This window comes from Inquilinus sp. 2KB_23 (assembly GCF_052115705.1).
In the GTDB taxonomy this organism is placed as follows: Bacteria; Pseudomonadota; Alphaproteobacteria; order DSM-16000; family Inquilinaceae; genus Inquilinus; species Inquilinus ginsengisoli_A.
The window spans coordinates 71,234-89,389 of the sequence record NZ_JBFRHF010000031.1 but is presented as its reverse complement, the minus strand read 5'-3'; the positions used below and the strand labels follow the sequence as shown (position 1 = coordinate 89,389).

Genomic DNA, 18,156 nt, shown 5'->3' with positions numbered 1-18,156 from the left:
ATGGACAAGACCCCGAACAACGCCGCCTGGCTCCTGGTCCTCCCGGTCGTGCTGCTGGTGGCCTTCAGCGCCATCATCCCGCTGATGACCGTGGTGAACTATTCGGTGCAGGACATCTTCGGCCCCGGCCAGGGCGTCTTCGTCGGCACCGAATGGTTCGAGCAGGTGCTGCAGGACGACCGGCTGCAGGCCGCCCTGGGCCGGCAGCTGATCTTCAGCTTCTGCGTGCTGGCGATCGAGATCCCGCTCGGCGTCCTGGTGGCGCTGTGCATGCCCGCGCGCGGCTGGGCCGTGTCGGTCACCCTGGTGGTGCTGGCGCTGCCGCTGCTGATTCCCTGGAACGTGGTCGGCACCATCTGGCAGATCTTCGCCCGCCCCGACATCGGCCTCGCCGGGGTGCTGATCAACCGGCTGGGCATCGACTACAACTACACCGGCGATTCCTTCGACGCCTGGATCACCGTGCTGGTGATGGACGTCTGGCACTGGACCTCGCTGGTCGCGCTCCTGGGCTATGCCGGGCTGCGCTCGATCCCGGACGCCTTCTACCAGGCGGCGCGGATCGACGGCGCCTCGCGCTGGGCGGTGTTCCGCTACATCCAGCTGCCGAAGATGACCGGGGTGCTGCTGATCGCGCTGCTGCTGCGCTTCATGGACAGCTTCATGATCTACACCGAGCCCTTCGTCCTGACCGGCGGCGGGCCCGGCAACGCCACCACCTTCCTGAGCCAGGAGCTGACCAAGATGGCGGTCGGCCAGTTCGACCTGGGGCCGGCGGCGGCGTTCTCGATCATCTACTTCCTGATCATCCTGCTGTTCTCGTGGCTGTTCTACACGGTGATCACCAACCTCGGGAAAGGCGACGCGTCATGAGCCCGCGCACCCGCGCCGTCATCCTGGTCGTGTACATGGTCTTCCTGCTGCTGCCGATCTACTGGCTGGTGACCATGTCGCTGAAGGAGAACCAGGAGATCCTGTCGGGCTTCACCCTGTTCCCGCAGAAGCTGAGCATCGCCAACTACGTCACCATCTTCACCGACCAGTCCTGGTATTCCGGCTACATCCACTCGATCACCTATGTGCTGATGAACATGTTGATCTCGGTGCTGGTGGCGCTGCCGGCGGCCTATGCCTTCAGCCGCTACCGCTTCATCGGCGACACCCACATGTTCTTCTGGCTGCTGTCGAACCGGATGTCGCCGCCGGCGGTGTTCCTGCTGCCGTTCTTCCAGCTCTATTCCGCCATCGGGCTGATCGACACGCCCTACGCCGTGGCCCTGGCGCATTGCCTGTTCAACGTGCCGCTGGCGGTGTGGATCCTGGAAGGCTTCATGTCGGGCATCCCGAAGGAGATCGACGAGACCGCCTATATCGACGGCTACTCGTTCCCGCGCTTCTTCCTGACCATCTTCGTGCCGCTGATCCGCGGCGGCATCGGCGTCACCGCCTTCTTCTGCTTCATGTTCTCCTGGGTCGAGCTGCTGCTGGCCCGGACCCTGACCTCGGTCGAGGCCAAGCCGATCGCCGCCACCATGACCCGCACGGTCAGCGCCGCCGGCATGGACTGGTCGCTCTTGGCCGCCGCCGGCGTGCTGACCATCATCCCCGGCGCGATCGTGATCTGGTTCGTCCGCAACTACATCGCCAAGGGCTTCGCCCTGGGCCGGGTGTGAGGAGGCGACGCCATGACCCTGGAATGGATGTCCTGGACCGCGCCGACCGCCTGGTTCTTCTGCGGCATCGCGGCGCTCCTGGTCTGCATGACGGCGTGGCAGCTGGCCTCGCCCTCGGTGCCGCGGCGCGGCCTGCTGCCGCTGACCACCACCCGCGGCGACCGGCTGTTCATCGGCCTGCTGGGCGCCGCCTTCATCCACCTTGCCTGGATCGGGCTGGCCTCGGGCAGCCTGTGGTACGGCTCCGCGATCGCCGTCGTCTGGATGATCGCGCTGATGCGGTTCGGATGAGCTGACGCGATGAGCTGACGCTTGGCCGGACCAGGCCCCGGGACAGGGGTCGGAATGCTTGTTTCACGTGAAACACGGGGAGAGATCATGACCAAGATGCAGCACGACGCGCCGGGCGGATTCCCGGTCCATCGCCGGACCCTCCTGCGCGGCGCCTCGGCGCTGGGCCTGGCCGCCGCGGTGCCGGGCTTCGCCCGCCGCGCCTTCGCGGCCACGACGGAGGAAATGACCGCCGCCGCCAAGAAGTGGGTCGACACCGAATTCCAGCCCTCGACGCTGTCCAAGGACGCGCAGATGAAGGAGATGGAGTTCTTCATCAAGGCGGCCGAGCCGTTCCGCGGCATGGACATCAACGTGGTGTCCGAGACCCTGACCACCCACGAATACGAGTCGAAGACGCTGGCCCGCGCCTTCTCCGAGATCACCGGCATCAACCTGAAGCACGATTTGATTCAGGAAGGCGACGTGATCGAGAAGCTGCAGACCCAGATGCAGTCCGGCCAGAACATCTATGACGCGTATGTCAACGACAGCGACCTGATCGGCACCCATTTCCGCTACGGCCAGGCCGTGCCGCTGTCCGATTTCATGACCGGCGACGGCAAGGATTTCACCCTGCCGACGCTCGACGTCGACGACTTCATGGGCAAGAGCTTCACCACCGCGCCCGACGGCAAGCTGTACCAGATCCCGGACCAGCAGTTCGCCAACCTGTACTGGTTCCGCCATGACTGGTTCAGCGACCCGAAGCTGCAAGAGCAGTTCAAGGCCGCCTACGGCTACGACCTCGGCGTGCCGGTCAACTGGTCGGCCTATGAGGACATCGCCGACTTCTTCACCAACAAGGTCAAGGAGATCAACGGCGTCCGCGTCTGGGGCCACATGGATTACGGCAAGAAGGACCCGTCGCTGGGCTGGCGCTTCACCGACGCCTGGCTGTCGATGGCCGGCGCCGGCGACAAGGGCATCCCGAACGGTCTGCCGGTCGACGAATGGGGCATCCGGGTCGAGGGCTGCCGCCCGGCCGGGTCCAGCGTCACCCGTGGCGGCGACACCAACGGCCCGGCCGCGGTGTACGCCCTGGACAAGTACATCGAGTGGCTGAAGAAGTACGCCCCGCCCGAGGCGGCCGGCATGACCTTCTCCGAGGCCGGGCCGGTGCCGGGCCAGGGCAACATCGCCCAGCAGATCTTCTGGTACACCGCCTTCACCGCCGACCTGACCAAGCCGGGCCTGCCGGTCGTGAACGAGGACGGCACGCCGAAGTGGCGCATGGCGCCGTCGCCGCACGGCCCGTACTGGGAAGAGGGCATGAAGCTGGGCTACCAGGATTGCGGCTCCTGGACCCTTTTGAAGAGCACCCCGAAGGAGCGGCAGCAGGCGGCCTGGCTGTACGCCCAGTTCTGCATCTGCAAGTCGACCTCGCTGAAGAAGCTGCAGGTCGGCCTGACCCCGATCCGCGACAGCGACATCCGCTCCAAGGCGATGGACGAGATGGCGCCGAAGCTGGGCGGGCTGGTCGAGTTCTACCGCAGCCCGGCGCGGGTTGCGTGGACGCCCACCGGCACCAACGTTCCGGACTATCCGCGGCTGGCGCAGCTGTGGTGGCAGAACGTGGCCGAGGCGGTGACCGGCGAGGTCACGCCGCAGCAGGCGATGGACAACCTGGCCAAGCAGCAGGACCAGGTGCTGGCGCGGCTGGAGCGGGCCGGCAACCTCGGCGATTGCGGGCCGAAGCTGAACGAGGAGAAGGACGCGCAGTACTGGTACGACCAGCCCGGCGCGCCCAAGCCCAAGCTGGAGAACGAGAAGGAGAAGGGCCAGACCGTGGCCTATGACAGCCTGCTGCAGGCCTGGAAGGAAGGGAAGGTGCGGTAGAGATCATTTGTAAACGCTACTGGTGCGGCCGTCTGGCGGCGGTTTCTTCGCTTCCGGTGCTCACGGACCAACGTCCGCTGCGCTCCGGCTCTCGAAACCACCGCCAGCCGACTCACACCAGCGCATTTCCAAACGATCTCTCGGCCTCTCCCTCCACTGTCATTGCCGGGCTTGACCCGGCAGTCCGGGGCCGTTGAGATCCTCTGGATGCCCGGGCCGAGCCCGGGCATGACAGTTTCTGGAGCTTGGACGATATAAGAAGAAGGTCGCAGTTGCGCGCCTTTGAGATTTACTGTTCCCGTCTATAGTGCCAAAGACCCTAGAGGCTGGGGTGGTTGAGAATGGAAGTGACGCCCATGATTTGCGTCTTTTTACATTTTGTAAAAGGCATATCGAGATCCTGAAGACATATATTGAAGCGGATATGAAAATCTTTCTCTGGATCCGTAGTCGTAAACTCTAAAGATACCCAATACCCACTAATTTCATGGGACGATCTTCGGGCGTCAAAATATCGACTCGATTGTGAGGCTCGCAACACGTCTTCGGGATCTGCCTTGCACCCGGTCAGGGATTGGATCAGGGCGTCCCCGGCTTCACCCCAGAGTGAGCCTCTGGGGTTCGGCCGGTCGAGTTGCTCTTCGACCAGAGCCACCACCTGCTGACCAGTCAGAGCGCAGTCGCGCACCATGAGGACTCTCTCCTCTTCCCGCGTGACAAAGGCGCACGCCGCTGATGATGCCCCCACGAGCATCGCCACCATCAATCCGAAGATGACGCCTCTCGTCGACAACACGCTCTGGCCTCGCGACAAGTCTTACCCTCCGATTTCAAGGGCTCTCAGATCCCCGGATCGAATCCGCGCCGTGGGACGGAGCCCAGGGCGTCGGCGCCGCTGAGCAGCGCATCCGCCACCTCGGCGCATTGCCGGCGGATGTCGGGCACGGCGGTGATCTCCCAGAACGCGCCGCGGGTCGGCGGCCCGACAGCGTAGAGCCGCGGCGAGGCCACGCCGTCATGCCCGATCAGCCGCCCGGCGGCATCGATGTCGAGGCCGAGGCGCAGCCGGTCCGGCCGCGCCACGCCGCCGGCCAGCAGCGACCGCAGCAGCGGGTCGTCGCTGCGGCCGGGATCGGTCTCCGGCCCGCTGGCCAGGACCAGGCGGCAGATCGACCGGGTCTCGTCCGCCGCGGCGCCCCGCCGGCGCAGCGTCACGCTCAAGCCCTCCTCGATGGCCGTCACGGCACCAAGCCGGCCAGCCAGGACCTGCAGCTGGCCCGAGGCCATCATCGCCCCGACCGTGTCGGCGATGGCCGGCGCCACGCGGTGGCGGTGCACGTCCCACCACGGCCGGAGATGGCGCAGGAAGCGCCGCGCCTGGGTCTCGTCCCAGGCCTGCCACATCCGTTGGGTGAAGGGGCGCAGCCCGTCGATCACGGCGCGCCAGTCGCCGCCCGCCGCCTCGGCCTCGCGGCACAGCGCCCGCAGCCGGCGCAGCAGCGCCAACGCCGGCAGGCCGACGAAATCCGCCGCCGCCAGCGTTGCCGGCTTGCTGGCGACGCCGCGATGCGGCCGCGGCACCAGCCCGCGCCGCGACACGGCCAGCACCTTGCCGCGATGGTCCTGCGCCGCGAGCCCGGCGGCGATGTCGACCATGGTCAGCCCGGTGCCGAGAATCAGCACGGTCTCGTCGGGCAGGATCGAGGGCAGGCACGCATCCTCCGGCCCCACCAGGATCCGGCCCGGCACGTCCGGTAGGGGAATCGGCGCGGTCGGCGGCGCATTGCCGGTGCACAGCGCCACGGCGTCGATCCGTTCGGTCCGGCCGGAGGCCAGGCGCAGCGTTACCCCCGCCTCGTCGCGGTCCAGCGCCACCGCCGCATCCGCCAGCATGGTCAGGCCGCCGGGGAAGTCGCGCCCGGCGGCGGCCAGCGTGTCGGCGACATAGTCGCCGTAGAACCGGCGCGGCAGGTACGGCTCGTCGCCGGCGCCATGCGCCTGGGCCCAGCGCTGGAAATCCTCCGGCTCGTCCGGGAAGGCGCTCATATTCGCGGTGCGCACATTCAAGAGATGGGCGGGATGCGGCGTGCCATAGGCCATGCCCCGGCCGGGCGGGCCGCCGCGTTCGACCAGCACGACCTGCGCCGCGCCGGCGGACCGGCGCAGCAGCTGGACCGCGAGCAGGCATCCGGTGAAACCGGCGCCGATGATGGCGATGCGCATGATCCTCCAGCCGCAACTTCGACTCCGCATGGTAGCCGCGTCCTCCCCGATCCGGCCACTGATGGATCGCCGCGCCGGAGAACGGGCCGCCACGGCGCCATGCCGCCTCGCCGCCGCCATGGTGGAGCCCTATGCTGCCGGCCGATTCGGAGGCAGGGCGATGACCGGACGGTTCCTGGCGGCAATGGCGATGGCGGCGGTGCTGGCGGCGGGCTGCGTGCCGTCGCGCACCCCGGTGAAGCTGCCGGAATCGGTGCCGCTGGAGCGGCCGCTGTCGGCCGACATCCGCTATGTCTTCTTCGCCCCGGGCAAGGCTGCCATCACCCCGCCGGGCGACGCCGCCATCGCCGCCGCGGTGGTCGAGGATGCGCGGCGCCGGGCCAAGGGCCCCCTGCCCCGCCTGACCGTCACCGGGCACACCGATTCCAGTGGCCCCGGATCCGGCAACACCGCTGTGGCGCAGCGCCTGTCGCTGCGGCGGGCCGAGGCGGTGGCGCGGCGGCTGGCCGCTGCGGGGATCGCGCCGGACCGCATCGCCGTCAGCGGCGCCGGCGCCGCCGACCCGCTGCTGCCGGCCCCGCCCGGCACGCCGGAGCCGGCCAACGACCGGGTCGAGATCGGCTTCTAAGAGACCGTTTGGAAACGCGCTGGCGTGAGTCGGCTGGTGGTGGTTTCGAGAACCGGCGCGCAGCGGACATGGTCGTCCGTGAGCACCGGAAGCGCAGCAACCGCCATCAGGCGGCCACGCCGGCGCGTTTCCAGACGGTCTCGCGGGGGCCAGCCATGCCGGGCCGGCAGCCGTCGCAATTGGACGAGCGGGCCCGCGGCCCCATATAGTCTGCTCGGGATCGATGGCGCGGCTCGCGCCTGAAGCGGATCGAGGTTCATGTACACAGCGGAAACCCGGGCGATCGAAGTGTCGGTCGAACCGGTCTATCTCGAGGACGAATCCTCGCCCGACGAGCACCACTACGTCTGGGCCTACACCGTCCGCATCACCAATCGCGGGCTGGAGCGGGTGCAGCTGCGCAACCGCTACTGGCGCATCACCGACGATTTCGGCCGGGTGCAGGAAGTGCGCGGCAAGGGCGTGGTCGGGGTCGAGCCGGTGATCGAGCCGGGCAAGGACTTCCAGTACACCAGCGGCGCGCCGATCGCGACGCCGTCCGGCATCATGGTCGGCACCTATGAGATGGAGACGCCGGGCGGCGAGCGCTTCGACGTGGCGATCCCGGCCTTCTCGCTGGACAGCCCGCACCGCACGATGCGGCTGAACTGACGTGGCGCATCACGGATCACACCCCGAGGGCCCGGCGGACGACGCCGCCTCGTCCACACCGCCGACCCCGTCCGGCATCGACACCCCGTCCCGAAAGGCCGGCCCCATGACCCGCATCCCCTTCTCGCCCGTGGCCGCCGCCAATGTCGCCAATGCCGTGACGCCCGCCGCCGGGGCCGATCAGCGGCCGAGCCGGGCCGAGGCCGAGGACGCGGTGCGCGTGCTGCTGCGCTGGGCCGGCGAGGACATCGCGCGCGAAGGCCTGCGCGACACGCCGAAGCGGGTGGTGAAGTCCTATGAGGAGTTCTTCCGCGGCTATCACGAGGACCCGGTCGAACTGCTGTCCCGCACCTTCGAGGAGGTCGAGGGCTATGACGAGATGGTGCTGCTGCGCGACATCGACTTCGAGTCGCATTGCGAGCACCACATGGTGCCGATCATCGGCAAGGCGCATGTCGCCTACCTGCCGAGCCGGCGGGTGGTCGGCATCTCCAAGCTGGCGCGGGTGGTTGACGCCTATGCCAAGCGGCTGCAGATCCAGGAGCGGCTGACGGCGCAGGTGGCGACCGCGATCGACGAGGTGCTGAAGCCGCGTGGCGTGGCGGTGATGGTGTCGTCGCAGCACCACTGCATGACCACGCGCGGCGTGCACAAGCACGGCACCCAGATGATCACCAGCTACATGACCGGCGCCTTCCGCGAGGACTCCCAGCTGCGCCGCGAATTCCAGATGATGCTCGGGATGCCGGTCTGAGGACCACCCCGGACCCTGCCGTCACCGCTTAACGGTCAGGTCCCGGCGGGACGGTGGCTGCCGAAGGGGTGAGGAATCGACCTTCCAGGCGTCGACCTCAAAGAGATCGCCCTGTTGGTCGAGATTCAGGGCGAACGACACCAGGACTCCATCCACGTCGACATAGGCAAGCTCGGCAACGCCGGCCGCCCCCAGCTTTCGCTTTGTCTCACCTTGCGGGGCGACGAACCGGATGGAGCCCATACCGCCATCCAGCATGTCGCGGACGCGCAGCGTGTCGAGCACCTCCGGGCTCCTGAGCGCCGCATCCAACGAGGACGCCTCGATCAGTGCCGACAGGACCTGTCGCTCCCATTCATGCAGCGACCGAATCGGCTGCCAGGCAAGGCAGGCCTCGTAGTCCGTTGCGGCAAGGGGCGGCATCTTCTTCTCGGCTATCAGTATCTCATCAGGCACCATGGGCGATGCTATTACGGTGCCGGAGCCGGTGATGCGGGCATCTCAGTTCCGCGGCGCGTCGTGCAGTTCGATCCGGCCCGCCGCCTTGCTGCCGCAGCGGGTGCAGCGCAGGGTCTGCTCCAGCCGGAACAGCCGGGCGTCGGGGCCGTAGCGCTTGACCAGCAGGGGGCGGTTCAGCGCCCGGCTGCGGGCGCAGCGGCCGCATTTCGCGACGATCGCCGTGCCGGCCGACAGGTCGCTCAGCCGCAGCCCGATATCCCAATTGTTCCTGATCTGTTCTCGCATTTGAGCAAAATACGACTCGATGCGACCGATGGGGAGTCCTTTTCAACGGAGCAGCGTGGTTCTCAGGCCCCCAGAATCTCCGCCCGCGCCACCCGGGTCAGCTTGGCCAGCACCAGACGGTGGGCCTCGCCCAGATAGGCGCGGAGATCGTCCGCCGGCAGGGCGTCGAGGGCGGCTGCCACCCATTTCGCCCGGGCGAGATAGGGCGCCGGGCGGATGCCCGGCTGTTCCACCAGCAGGATGTAGGAGAATTCGGAGGCCTTGAACCAGGCTTCCGGCGCGCCGCGCGACAGGCCGGCCAGGATGGTGAAGATCTTGCCACCGACCTTGAACACATGCGCCCCGCCCCATTGCACGCTCAAGCGCGCGCCGGGCAGGGACAGGCAGAATTCCTCGAGCGCGTCGGGCGTCATCGACGCATATGCCCAAAGCCCGTTCGAGAATGCGCTGATGTGAGTCGGCTGGCGGTGGTTTCGAGAACCGGCGCGCAGCGGACGTTTGGTCCGTGAGCACCGGAAGCGCAGAAACCGCCGTCAGACGGCCACAGCAGTAGCATTGTCGGATGGGCTTTCAATGGCCGTGGCGGTTGGCCTTCTTGACGAAGCGGCGGCCACAATAGTTGCACACCACTTCGGACTGATGCGCGATCGGGTAGTAGACCATGGGGTGGCCCAGCGGCGCGCCGCCGCCGTCGCACCCGACGGTCTCGACATCGCGGTCGACTTCGATGACCTCTGGCGACTGAAGGACGGGCTGCATGGCTGGGGCTTCCTGGCGAACAGTGGGCGGCAACACGGACGGCCGGGCATCATTGCCCGGATCACGGCCGGATGATACCCATGGCGCCCAACCGATCAACCATTTCGCACGGGATCATGGCCGCCGAGCCGTCGCTTACCCCGCAATCCGGCGCCGCACCGGAGAGCGCCATCCGGCTGCGCGGCCTGACCAAGACCTATCGCGGCCGCAACAAGCAGCCGGACAAGCTGGCCCTGCGGCCCACCGACCTCGACATCCCCGCCGGCTCGATCTTCGGCCTGCTCGGCCCCAACGGCGCCGGCAAGTCGACCCTGATCAACATCCTGGCCGGGCTGGTCACCAAGACCGCCGGCGACGCCTGGATCTGGGGTTACGACATCGCCCGGTCGCCGCGCCAGGCCCGCGCCGCGATCGGGGTGGTGCCGCAGGAGCTGAACATCGACCCGTTCTTCACCCCGCGCGAGCTGCTGGACCTGCAGGCCGGCCTCTACGGCGTGCCGAAGCGGGAGCGGATCACCACCGAGATCCTCGAGGCGGTGGGGCTGGCCGATAAGGCCGACAGCTACGCCCGCACCCTGTCCGGCGGCATGCGGCGGCGGCTGATGGTGGCCAAGGCCATGGTGCATTCGCCGCCGGTGCTGGTGCTGGACGAGCCGACCGCCGGCGTCGACATCGAGCTGCGGCGCAGCCTGTGGGCCCATGTCCGCGCCCTGAACCGGGCCGGCACCACCATCGTCCTCACCACCCACTACCTGGAGGAGGCGGAGGAGATGTGCGACCGGATCGCGATCATCGACCAGGGCCGCATCGTCGCCTGCGACAGCACCGCCAACCTGCTGTCCAGTGTCGACAGCAAGACCATGGTGGTGAGCCTGAGCGAGCCGCTGGCCGCCCTGCCCCCCGGCCTGGCCGGGCGCGGCATGGAGCTGGCCGCGCCGACCCGGCTGGTGGTGCGCTACCGCCCCAGCGAGACCCGGCTGGGTGACCTGTTGACCCTGATGGACCAGAACGGCGTGCGCATCGCCGATCTGAGCACGGAAGAGACCGACCTGGAGGACATCTTCCTGCAGCTGACCGGCGAAGCCGCTGCGGCGCGGAGGGCAGCGGGGGAGTAGGCGCCGCCGGCGTCCCTCGTACTCCCGGTCTCATCCCCGACCTGTCATGCCACGGCTTGACCGTGGCATCCAGGGGCGGCCAGAGCAGTTCTTGGTGGCCCCTGGATTGCCCGGTCAAGCCGGGCAATGACAGAAAAGGGACCACTCCCTAAACCCCGGCGTAAGCCCGACGTAGAACTCCGCGGCCTCCTCCGCCTGCCCCTCGAACCACAGGAATGGGTGATCCGCTGCATGGGGCGGCTCCCGTCCCTGAGGTGACGGATCACTGCGCCGCATGCGCCGAGGCGAGCTGGCGCGACACCAGCTGGGCGTACAGCCCGCCGCGGGCGACCAGCGCCGCATGGGTGCCGGTCTCGGCCAGCCGGCCCTCGTCCAGCACCACGATCAGGTCGGCGTCGCGGATGGTCGACAGCCGATGGGCGATGACGATGGTGGTGCGGTCGGCCTGCAGCCGGTCCAGCGCCCGGCGCACCGCCTGCTCGTTCACCGTGTCGAGATGCGACGTCGCCTCGTCCAGGATCAGCACCGATGCGTTCTTCAGGAAGGCGCGGGCGATGGCGACGCGCTGGCGCTGGCCGCCGGACAGGGAGGTGCCGCGCTCGCCCACCGGCGAATCGAGGCCTTCCGGCAGAGTCGCCACCAGCTCGGCCAGCGAGGCGTGCCCGACCGCTTCCCGCAGCTCCGCCTCGGTCGCCTCCGGCCGGGCGATCATGATGTTGGCGCGCAAGCTGTCGTTGAACAGGTAGGTGTCCTGCGCCACCAGGGCGATGCGGCGGCGCAGATCGTCGAGGTCGTAGTCGCGCAGATCGGCGCCGTTCAGGGTGATCCGGCCCTCATCCGCGTCCCAGAACCGCATCAGCAGCTGGGCCGTGGTGGTCTTGCCGGCGCCGGAGGTGCCGACCAGCGCCACGGTCTTGCCGGCCGGGATCGCCACCGTCACCCCGGACAGGGCGCGACGGCCCTGGCCCGGATAGGTGAAGCCGACGCCCTCCAGGGTCAGCGCCGCCGCGCCGGGGTGGTCGGGCACGCCCCGCCCGTTCTCGACCGGCACCGGCTCGGCCTTCAGCCCGTAGATGCGGCGGGTGGCGCCCAGCGTGTCGGCCAGCTGGCGGCCGATCTGGGCGATTTCCGACACCGGCAGGAAGGCGGCCATGGCCAGGATGGTCAAGAGCGGCAGCAGGCCGGGGTCGATGGCGCCGCGGGCCGACAGGGCGGCGCCCGTCACCACCACCGCCAGGCCGCCGAGGCCGGTCAGGATCTCCAAGAGGCTCTGCTGCCGCGTCAGCTCGCCGAAGAAGGGCAGGCGCAGCCGGATGAAGCGGTCGGACAGGGCGTCCAGCCGGTCGCCGCGCGCCGTCTCCTGCTGGAAGGCGACGATCTCGCCCAAGCCCTGCACCGAATCGACCGCGAAGGCGCCGAGCTCTCCGGCCGCCTCGCGCGCCTCGGACCCCAGCCGGTCGACCCGGCCGCGGCCCAGCATCGGGCTCACGGCCACCGCCAGCAGGAAGGGCAGCAGCGCCAGCGCGATCCAGGGGCTGGCCCAGGCCAGCACCACCAGCACCGCGGCCGGCACCAAAGCGGCGACGAAGGCCGGCGCCACGGTGTGGGCGAAGAAGTACTCCACCAGCTCGATATCATGGGTGACCAGGGCCATCAGGTCGCCGGTGCGGCGGCGCACCAGATAGGCCGGGGCCAGGGCGTCGAGCTTGCGGAACACGTCCATCCGCATTTCGGCCAGCAGGCGGAAGGCCATGTCGTGGGCGATCCAGGATTCCAGCCAGTGCAGCACGCCGGACAGCGGCGCGACCACGGCCAGGGCCCACAGCAGCCCGCCATAGGGCTCGCCGTTCTTCAGCGCGAGCAGGACCAGGGCGCTGAGCACGCCGACGCCGATGAAGGCCACCACGCGCAGCACGCCGAAAGCGAAGGTCAGGGCCAGTTTGCCCTTCCACGGCATGGCCAGCTTCATCAGCTCGGCCACCAGCCGGCCCCAGCCCAGCCCTTCGGCCTTGAGGATGCCCTCGGTCAGCGGCTTGGCCACGGCATCGTCCTGGCCGGAGGCCTCCACGGCGCGGGCGGCCACGGGGGAGTCGATGATGGTGCCGGCCGCCGATTCGCGCGCCTGCTCGGCCATCAGCCCGGCATAGACGCCACCCTGCTGCATCAGCGCGGCATGCGGGCCGCTTTCCACCACCCGGCCGCCATCCAGCACCAGGATGCGGTCGCAGCCGATCACGCTGGACAGGCGATGCGCCAGCACCAGGGTGGTGCGGCCCTGCATCAGCCGGTCCAGCGCCTCCTGGATCACCGCCTCGTTCTCGGCGTCGACCGCGGACAGCGCCTCGTCCAGCACCAGGATCGGGGTGTCGCGCAGCAGGGCGCGGGCGATGGCGACGCGCTGGCGCTGGCCGCCCGACAGCTTCACCCCCTTCTCGCCCACCACGCTGCGGTAGCCCTGCGGCAGCGACTGGATGAAGCCGTGGATGTTGGCGGCGCGGGCGGCGGCCTCGACCTCGGCCTCCGTCGCCTCCGGCCGGCCCATGCGGATGTTGTCCTCGACCGTGCCGTGGAACAGGAAGGTGTCCTGGTTCACCGCCGAGATCATCGACCGGATCTGGTCGAAGGACAGGCCGCGCAGATCGTGCCCGCCGAGCCGGATCGTCCCCGCCTCCGGGTCGTAGAAGCGCAGCAGCAGGCGGACGATCGACGACTTGCCGCCGCCGGACGGGCCGACCAGGCCGATGCGTTCGCCCGCCCTGGCCTCGAAGCTCAGCGCCTCATGGATGGTGCGGCGGGTGCCGGGATAGCGGAAGCGCACGCCGTCGAAGGCGATGGTGGGGTCGAGCGGCCGGGCCAGCGAAGCGGCCGGGGCATCCGCCACCTCCGGCTGGTCGTCCAGCACCTGGTAGATGCCCTGGGCGGCGGACAGGCCGACCATGCCCTGGTGCAGCACCGACCGCAGCTCGCGCATCGGCCGGAAGATCTCGACCCCCAGCATCAGGATCACCAGCAGCGCCGACAGGGCCATGGCGCCGCTGTCGACCCGCCAGGCGCCCAGCGCCAGGGCCGCGGCGGCGCCGCAGGCGATGGCGCTGTCGGTGATGCCGCGGGCCAGCACATTGGTCGCCAGCACCCGCATGGTGCTGCGGAACACCGACTGGGCCTCGCGCTCCAGCACATCGGCGCGGGCCTTGCTCTGGCCGAAGGCCTTCAGCGTGGCCAGCCCCTGGACCGAATCGAGGAACTCGGCGGCGAAGGTGGAGTAGACCTTGCGCAGCCCCTGGGCGCTGCCGGTCTCGTGCCGGTGCCACAGCGCCGGGGCGAACAGGGCGACCAGGGCGAAGGCCAGCATCACCGCCGCCACCGGCAGGTCGACGAAGGCGATCGCGGCGAAGATCAGGATCGGGGTCAGCAGCGCGATCAGGAACTGCGGCAGGAACTGGCCGAAATACACCTCCAGCTGCTCCACCCCGTCGATCAGCGACAGGGTCAGCGCGCCGGAGCGGCGGCGGCCGACCGTGCCGGGGCCCAGCGTCGCGATCCGGTCGTAGATGGTCCGCCGCAGCCTGGCCTGGACCCGCGACGCCGTCTCATGCGCCACCATCACCCTGAAGTACTCGAACACGCCGCGCAGCAGCATGACGCCGGCGATCAGGCCGATCGAGGGCACCAGCTCGGCCAGCGGCCGGCCGGCGAAGACCTGGCCGATCAGCCAGCCCAGCAGCGCCAGCCGGGCGACGCCGAGCCCGACCGAGACCAGCCCGATCGCGACCGACCAGAGGATGCGCAGGCGCACCCCTTGGGTGAAATTCCACAGGCGCGGTTCGAAATGCATCGCGCGGACTCCAATGTGCCGGTGAGGACATGTCGGCCGCCGGTCGATGGATGGGTCGGGCCGCTCTGTCAGTGCACGATAATCTGAACGCTGACGTACGCCATTCGACAAATTCGAGAATGCCTTGTACGTTTTCGTTCAGAGCAGCTTTGCGGAGAAGGCCGGGCCATGGCCGCCGATTGGGACGATTTGCGGGTGTTCCTCACCCTTGCGCGCGAAGGCAACCTGACCGCGGCGGCGCGGCGGCTGGAGGTCAGCCACCCCACCGTGGCGCGGCGGGTCAAGGCGCTGGAGGACGCCATCGGCGCCCGGCTGTTCGACCGGCTGCCCGACCGCTTCGTGCTGACCGCGGCCGGCGAGGAGCTGCTGGCCGACACCGAGGCGATGGAGCGGGCGGCCGAATCGATCCAGCGCCGCAGCGCCGGCCTGGGCGACACCGCCCATGGCACGGTGCGGCTGTCGGCCGGCGAGGGCACGGCCGGCTTCCTGGCGACGCATCTGCCGCGGCTGCGGCGCGGCCTGCAATGCATCGAGATCGAGCTGGTGGCCAGCCACATGCTGGCCAACCTGTCGCGCCGCGAGGCCGACCTGATGGTGCGCGAGCAGGTGCCTGATATCGCCAGCATCGTGGCGCGGCGGCTGGGCCGGGTGGAATATGCGATCTACGCCGCCCGCGGCCGCGCGGTGCCGGACACCGGGCCGGAGGCGCTGCGCCAGCTGACCTGGGTCGGCTTCGACGAGGAGCACAGCTACATGCCGGGGCAGGCCTGGGTGGCCGAGCTGCTGGACGGCGCCCGCCCGGCGGTGCGGGTCAACAACTGGCTGGTGCTGCAGGAGGTGGTGCGCAGCGGCGAGGCGGTGGCGCTGCTGCCCTGCCACCGCGGCGACCCCGACCCCGGCCTGCAGCGGCTGGGGCCCGTGATCGCGGAGGTCGGGGTCGACCAGTGGCTGCTGGTGCATCGCGACCTGCGCGCCCTGTCGCGGGTGCGCCGGGTGATGGATTCGCTGGTCGCCCTGTTCCGGGAGCAGCGCGACCTGCTGGAAGGCCGGCTGCCCGAAGACGCCGTGACGCCTTGATCGTGCCGCCGTGATGGCGGATGACAATGGCGATGAGCGACAGATGCCCGTGATGAGAACCGTGCCCCGCGCCGCCATGCCCGAGTCCCGATTTCCTCTTCTGTGTCGCCTGTTTCCCGTCCTCGCCCTGCTCCTGCTCGCCGCCTGCGGGGGGATGAGCCAGCCGATGGGCGGGCAGACCGCGGCGCCGCAGCTGGCGGCGGAGGCGATCGTTGCCGCCGACGGCTACCGTCTGCCGCTGCGGCATTGGGGGCCGGTGGACAAGCCCCGCGCGGTGATCCTGGCGCTGCACGGCTTCAACGAATACGGCAACGCCTTCGACGACCCGGCCCGGTTCTGGGGCCAGCTGGGCATCGCCACCTACGCCTATGACCAGCGCGGCTTCGGCGCCACCGCCCGGCGCGGCATCTGGCCGGGAACGAACACCCTAACCGCCGACGCCGCCGCGACGCTGCGGCTGCTGGAGGCGCGCCATCCCGGCGTGCCCCTCTACCTGCTGGGCGAAAGCATGGGCGGCGCCGTGGCGATCCTGACCGCGACCGCGCCCGGCCATCCGCCGATCGCCGGGCTGATCCTGTCGTCGCCGGCGACCTGGGGCCGGCAGACCATGGCCGCCCTGCCGCGGGCCACGCTGTGGCTGAGCCGCCTGCTGATCCCGGGCATGACCTTCACCGGCCGCGACCTGGGCATCCAGGCCAGCGACAACATCCCGATGCTGGTCGCGCTGGGCCGCGACCCGCTGTACATCCGCGCCACCCGGGTCGACACCATCGACGGGGTGGTCGACCTGATGGGCCGGGCCTCGGACGCGGTGGCGGAGATCGCCGAGCCGACCCTGGTGCTGATGGCGGAGCATGAGCAGGTGCTGGCGCCGGAATCGGTGGAACGGCTGCTGCAGCGGCTGCCGCGACGGCCGGATGTCGTGGTCGCGTCCTACAGCCGCGGCTGGCACTGGCTGCTGCGCGACCTCGGCCGGCGGGCGCCGCAGCGCGACATCGCCGACTGGGTGCTGCACCCCGGGCCGGCCCTGCCCTCAGGGGCGGACCAGCGCGGTGCCGCCCGCCGGGACCTGGTTACGCCACCGGCTCCGGCACGGGCAGCTGCAGGGGGCTGAACACCTCCTGCTCCTCCGACACGCCGCGCAGGCTGAACCGGCCCATCGGCTCGGCCTCGACCTCCGCGATGGCGCGGAAGGCCTCGGTCATCAGCGGGCGGCGGCCGGTGATCCGGCACAGCGCCTCGACCCGGCTGGCCAGGTTCACCGCCGGGCCGATCACCGTGAAGTCCAGCCGGTCGGCGGCGCCGATGTTGCCGTACATCACCTCGCCGATGTGCAGCGACAGGCCGTAGTCGAGCGCCGGCAGCCCGTCGGCGGCGCGGCGCTCGTTCAGCGCGGCCATGCCGTGTTCCGCCATCGCCGAGGCCGCCAGGGCCTTCAGCGTGGCCGCCCGCGCGCCCTCGTCATCGACCGGGAAGATCGCCAGCATGGCGTCGCCAATGAACTTCAGGATCTCGCCGCCAGATTCCTGCACCGCGGCGGCCATGGTCTCGAAATAGCTGTCGAGCGAGGCGACGATCTGCTCGCGCCCGACCTTCTCGCTCATCGCGGTGAAGTCGCGCAGGTCGCAGTACCAGATCGCGGCGTTCAGCGATTCGGACATGCCGCGGCGGATCTGGCCGCTCAGGATCCGCGCCCCGGCGTCGTGGCCGACATAGGTGTCGAGCAGGTTGACCGCGGTGGCGCGCAGCGAGTGGATCTCGATCAGCCGGGTCAGGATCGGCATCAGCCGGTCGATCTGGGCCAGCGCCTCCTCGGGGAAGCCGCCCTCCTCCCGGGTGGCGAAGGAGATGGCCGAGCGCCGGCCGCTGCTGAAGCTGAGGCCGAACAGGGCATAGTCGGTCAGCCCTTCGTCGCGGAACTCGACCAGGACGGGGTAGTCGAGCTGGGCCTTGGGGCCGACCAGACGGCGGCGCAGCGCGTCCGCGCCGTTGTCGATCACCTCGCGGATCGGGCTGTCCTGGTATTCCGGCGCATCCCGGTTCTCCCACAGGCCGCGGCGGCGCTCGATCGCGCCGGAGCCGCGCCAGATGTAGGCGGTGCCGAAATAGAGCGGGTGCAGCGCCGGGATGATGGCGAGGCCGCGCGCCACCGGCACGCCCTGCGATTGCAGTCTTTCACAGAATTCCTGCAGCAGCAGGCCGGTGTCGCGGATGGTCGGCGCCTCATAGAGCAGCCAATCCAGCGTGGGGGAGCCGGTACAGCTCGTCATCGTCTGGTCTTTCTCGATCACGATGCCCATTTTCCCGCCCCTCGCAGCACAACCCTCTTCATCTAGGCGCGCCACACCCGGATTTCGAGTCAGGCGCCCCTGCACTGCGCAAAATGGGCAGCAGACCCCGGCAACATGTCTGCGCAGCATGCCCGACATCGGCCGCGGTGGCGAGATGGCGCCGATGCCGCAGGGGCCGCGGTATCGGTCCGGATTCCTTCGCCGGCCAAACTGGGGGATGACGCCGATGCCGACTGG

Annotated in this window: 18 protein-coding genes; 10 read left to right on the top strand and 8 right to left on the bottom strand. The window is 69.5% G+C overall.

The window, feature by feature from the left end; translation table 11 throughout:
- From AB4112_RS30610 to AB4112_RS30595, 4 genes are all read left to right on the top strand, one after another.
- Complete coding sequence (locus tag AB4112_RS30610) at window positions 1–873, top strand: carbohydrate ABC transporter permease (RefSeq protein ID WP_309800706.1); 873 nt, start codon at window positions 1–3, stop codon at window positions 871–873.
- Window positions 870–1,673: a carbohydrate ABC transporter permease gene (locus tag AB4112_RS30605; protein ID WP_441725207.1), complete on the top strand. Its 804-nt coding sequence runs from the start codon at window positions 870–872 to the stop codon at window positions 1,671–1,673. Before AB4112_RS30610 ends, AB4112_RS30605 begins: the two co-directional genes overlap by 4 nt.
- A 12-nt stretch (window positions 1,674–1,685) precedes the next feature.
- The gene (locus AB4112_RS30600) at window positions 1,686–1,964 is read left to right on the top strand and encodes a DUF2160 domain-containing protein (RefSeq protein ID WP_441725204.1); all 279 of its coding nucleotides are present in this window, start codon (window positions 1,686–1,688) and stop codon (window positions 1,962–1,964) included.
- 87 nt (window positions 1,965–2,051) lie between these two features.
- On the top strand, window positions 2,052–3,842 hold the full coding sequence (locus AB4112_RS30595) for an ABC transporter substrate-binding protein (RefSeq protein ID WP_374710675.1): 1,791 nt from the start codon (window positions 2,052–2,054) through the stop codon (window positions 3,840–3,842).
- Window positions 3,843–4,161: 319 nt separating this feature from the next.
- Here the strand turns inward: AB4112_RS30595 and AB4112_RS30590 are convergent, their stop codons facing one another.
- Window positions 4,162–4,533 (bottom strand): hypothetical protein, encoded by a 372-nt coding sequence (locus tag AB4112_RS30590; RefSeq protein ID WP_441725201.1) that lies wholly within the window; start codon window positions 4,531–4,533, stop codon window positions 4,162–4,164.
- A 149-nt stretch (window positions 4,534–4,682) separates the two neighbouring features.
- Entirely contained in the window at window positions 4,683–6,065 is a 1,383-nt protein-coding gene (locus tag AB4112_RS30585; protein ID WP_441725198.1) for an FAD/NAD(P)-binding protein, read from the bottom strand.
- Window positions 6,066–6,225: 160 nt separating this feature from the next.
- Between AB4112_RS30585 and AB4112_RS30580 the strand changes: the two genes are divergently transcribed.
- The 3 genes from AB4112_RS30580 (at window position 6,226) to folE (ending at window position 8,098) form a co-directional block, all read left to right on the top strand.
- The gene (locus tag AB4112_RS30580) at window positions 6,226–6,693 is read left to right on the top strand and encodes an OmpA family protein (protein WP_441725195.1); all 468 of its coding nucleotides are present in this window, start codon (window positions 6,226–6,228) and stop codon (window positions 6,691–6,693) included.
- A gap of 258 nt (window positions 6,694–6,951) precedes the next feature.
- The gene (gene apaG, locus AB4112_RS30575; RefSeq protein WP_309800715.1) at window positions 6,952–7,344 is read left to right on the top strand and encodes a Co2+/Mg2+ efflux protein ApaG; all 393 of its coding nucleotides are present in this window, start codon (window positions 6,952–6,954) and stop codon (window positions 7,342–7,344) included.
- Window positions 7,345–7,450: 106 nt separating this feature from the next.
- Complete coding sequence (folE, locus tag AB4112_RS30570) at window positions 7,451–8,098, top strand: GTP cyclohydrolase I FolE (RefSeq protein WP_441725191.1); 648 nt, start codon at window positions 7,451–7,453, stop codon at window positions 8,096–8,098.
- Between the two features lie 21 nt (window positions 8,099–8,119).
- Here the strand turns inward: folE and AB4112_RS30565 are convergent, their stop codons facing one another.
- The 4 genes from AB4112_RS30565 to AB4112_RS30550 all read right to left on the bottom strand — a co-directional run bounded on the left by AB4112_RS30565 (window position 8,120) and on the right by AB4112_RS30550 (window position 9,601).
- Window positions 8,120–8,557, bottom strand: a complete 438-nt coding sequence (locus AB4112_RS30565) for a DUF6984 family protein (protein ID WP_441725188.1) — start codon at window positions 8,555–8,557, stop codon at window positions 8,120–8,122.
- A gap of 42 nt (window positions 8,558–8,599) precedes the next feature.
- The gene (locus AB4112_RS30560; protein ID WP_441725185.1) at window positions 8,600–8,842 is read right to left on the bottom strand and encodes a hypothetical protein; all 243 of its coding nucleotides are present in this window, start codon (window positions 8,840–8,842) and stop codon (window positions 8,600–8,602) included.
- Between the two features lie 62 nt (window positions 8,843–8,904).
- The gene (locus AB4112_RS30555) at window positions 8,905–9,255 is read right to left on the bottom strand and encodes an MmcQ/YjbR family DNA-binding protein (protein ID WP_441725182.1); all 351 of its coding nucleotides are present in this window, start codon (window positions 9,253–9,255) and stop codon (window positions 8,905–8,907) included.
- A 157-nt stretch (window positions 9,256–9,412) separates the two neighbouring features.
- Window positions 9,413–9,601: a zinc-finger domain-containing protein gene (locus AB4112_RS30550; RefSeq protein WP_441725179.1), complete on the bottom strand. Its 189-nt coding sequence runs from the start codon at window positions 9,599–9,601 to the stop codon at window positions 9,413–9,415.
- 116 nt (window positions 9,602–9,717) lie between these two features.
- Here AB4112_RS30550 and AB4112_RS30545 point away from each other — a divergent pair, with 116 nt between their 5' ends.
- Window positions 9,718–10,716 carry an ABC transporter ATP-binding protein gene (locus AB4112_RS30545; protein ID WP_441725177.1) on the top strand — a complete coding sequence of 333 codons (999 nt, stop codon included), beginning with the start codon at window positions 9,718–9,720 and terminating at the stop codon, window positions 10,714–10,716.
- A 262-nt stretch (window positions 10,717–10,978) separates the two neighbouring features.
- On the opposite strand, the gene AB4112_RS30540 is transcribed toward AB4112_RS30545, so the two are convergent.
- On the bottom strand, window positions 10,979–14,551 hold the full coding sequence (locus AB4112_RS30540) for an ABC transporter ATP-binding protein (protein WP_441725174.1): 3,573 nt from the start codon (window positions 14,549–14,551) through the stop codon (window positions 10,979–10,981).
- Between the two features lie 168 nt (window positions 14,552–14,719).
- On the opposite strand from AB4112_RS30540, the gene AB4112_RS30535 reads away from it, so the two are divergent.
- Both AB4112_RS30535 and AB4112_RS30530 read left to right on the top strand, forming a co-directional pair.
- Window positions 14,720–15,628: a LysR family transcriptional regulator gene (locus AB4112_RS30535; protein ID WP_441725171.1), complete on the top strand. Its 909-nt coding sequence runs from the start codon at window positions 14,720–14,722 to the stop codon at window positions 15,626–15,628.
- A gap of 166 nt (window positions 15,629–15,794) precedes the next feature.
- Window positions 15,795–16,742 carry an alpha/beta hydrolase gene (locus tag AB4112_RS30530; protein ID WP_309800734.1) on the top strand — a complete coding sequence of 316 codons (948 nt, stop codon included), beginning with the start codon at window positions 15,795–15,797 and terminating at the stop codon, window positions 16,740–16,742.
- Here the strand turns inward: AB4112_RS30530 and AB4112_RS30525 are convergent.
- Window positions 16,702–17,898 carry an adenylate/guanylate cyclase domain-containing protein gene (locus AB4112_RS30525; RefSeq protein ID WP_441725168.1) on the bottom strand — a complete coding sequence of 399 codons (1,197 nt, stop codon included), beginning with the start codon at window positions 17,896–17,898 and terminating at the stop codon, window positions 16,702–16,704. The genes AB4112_RS30530 and AB4112_RS30525 overlap by 41 nt on opposite strands.
- Window positions 17,899–18,156: the final 258 nt, after the last annotated feature.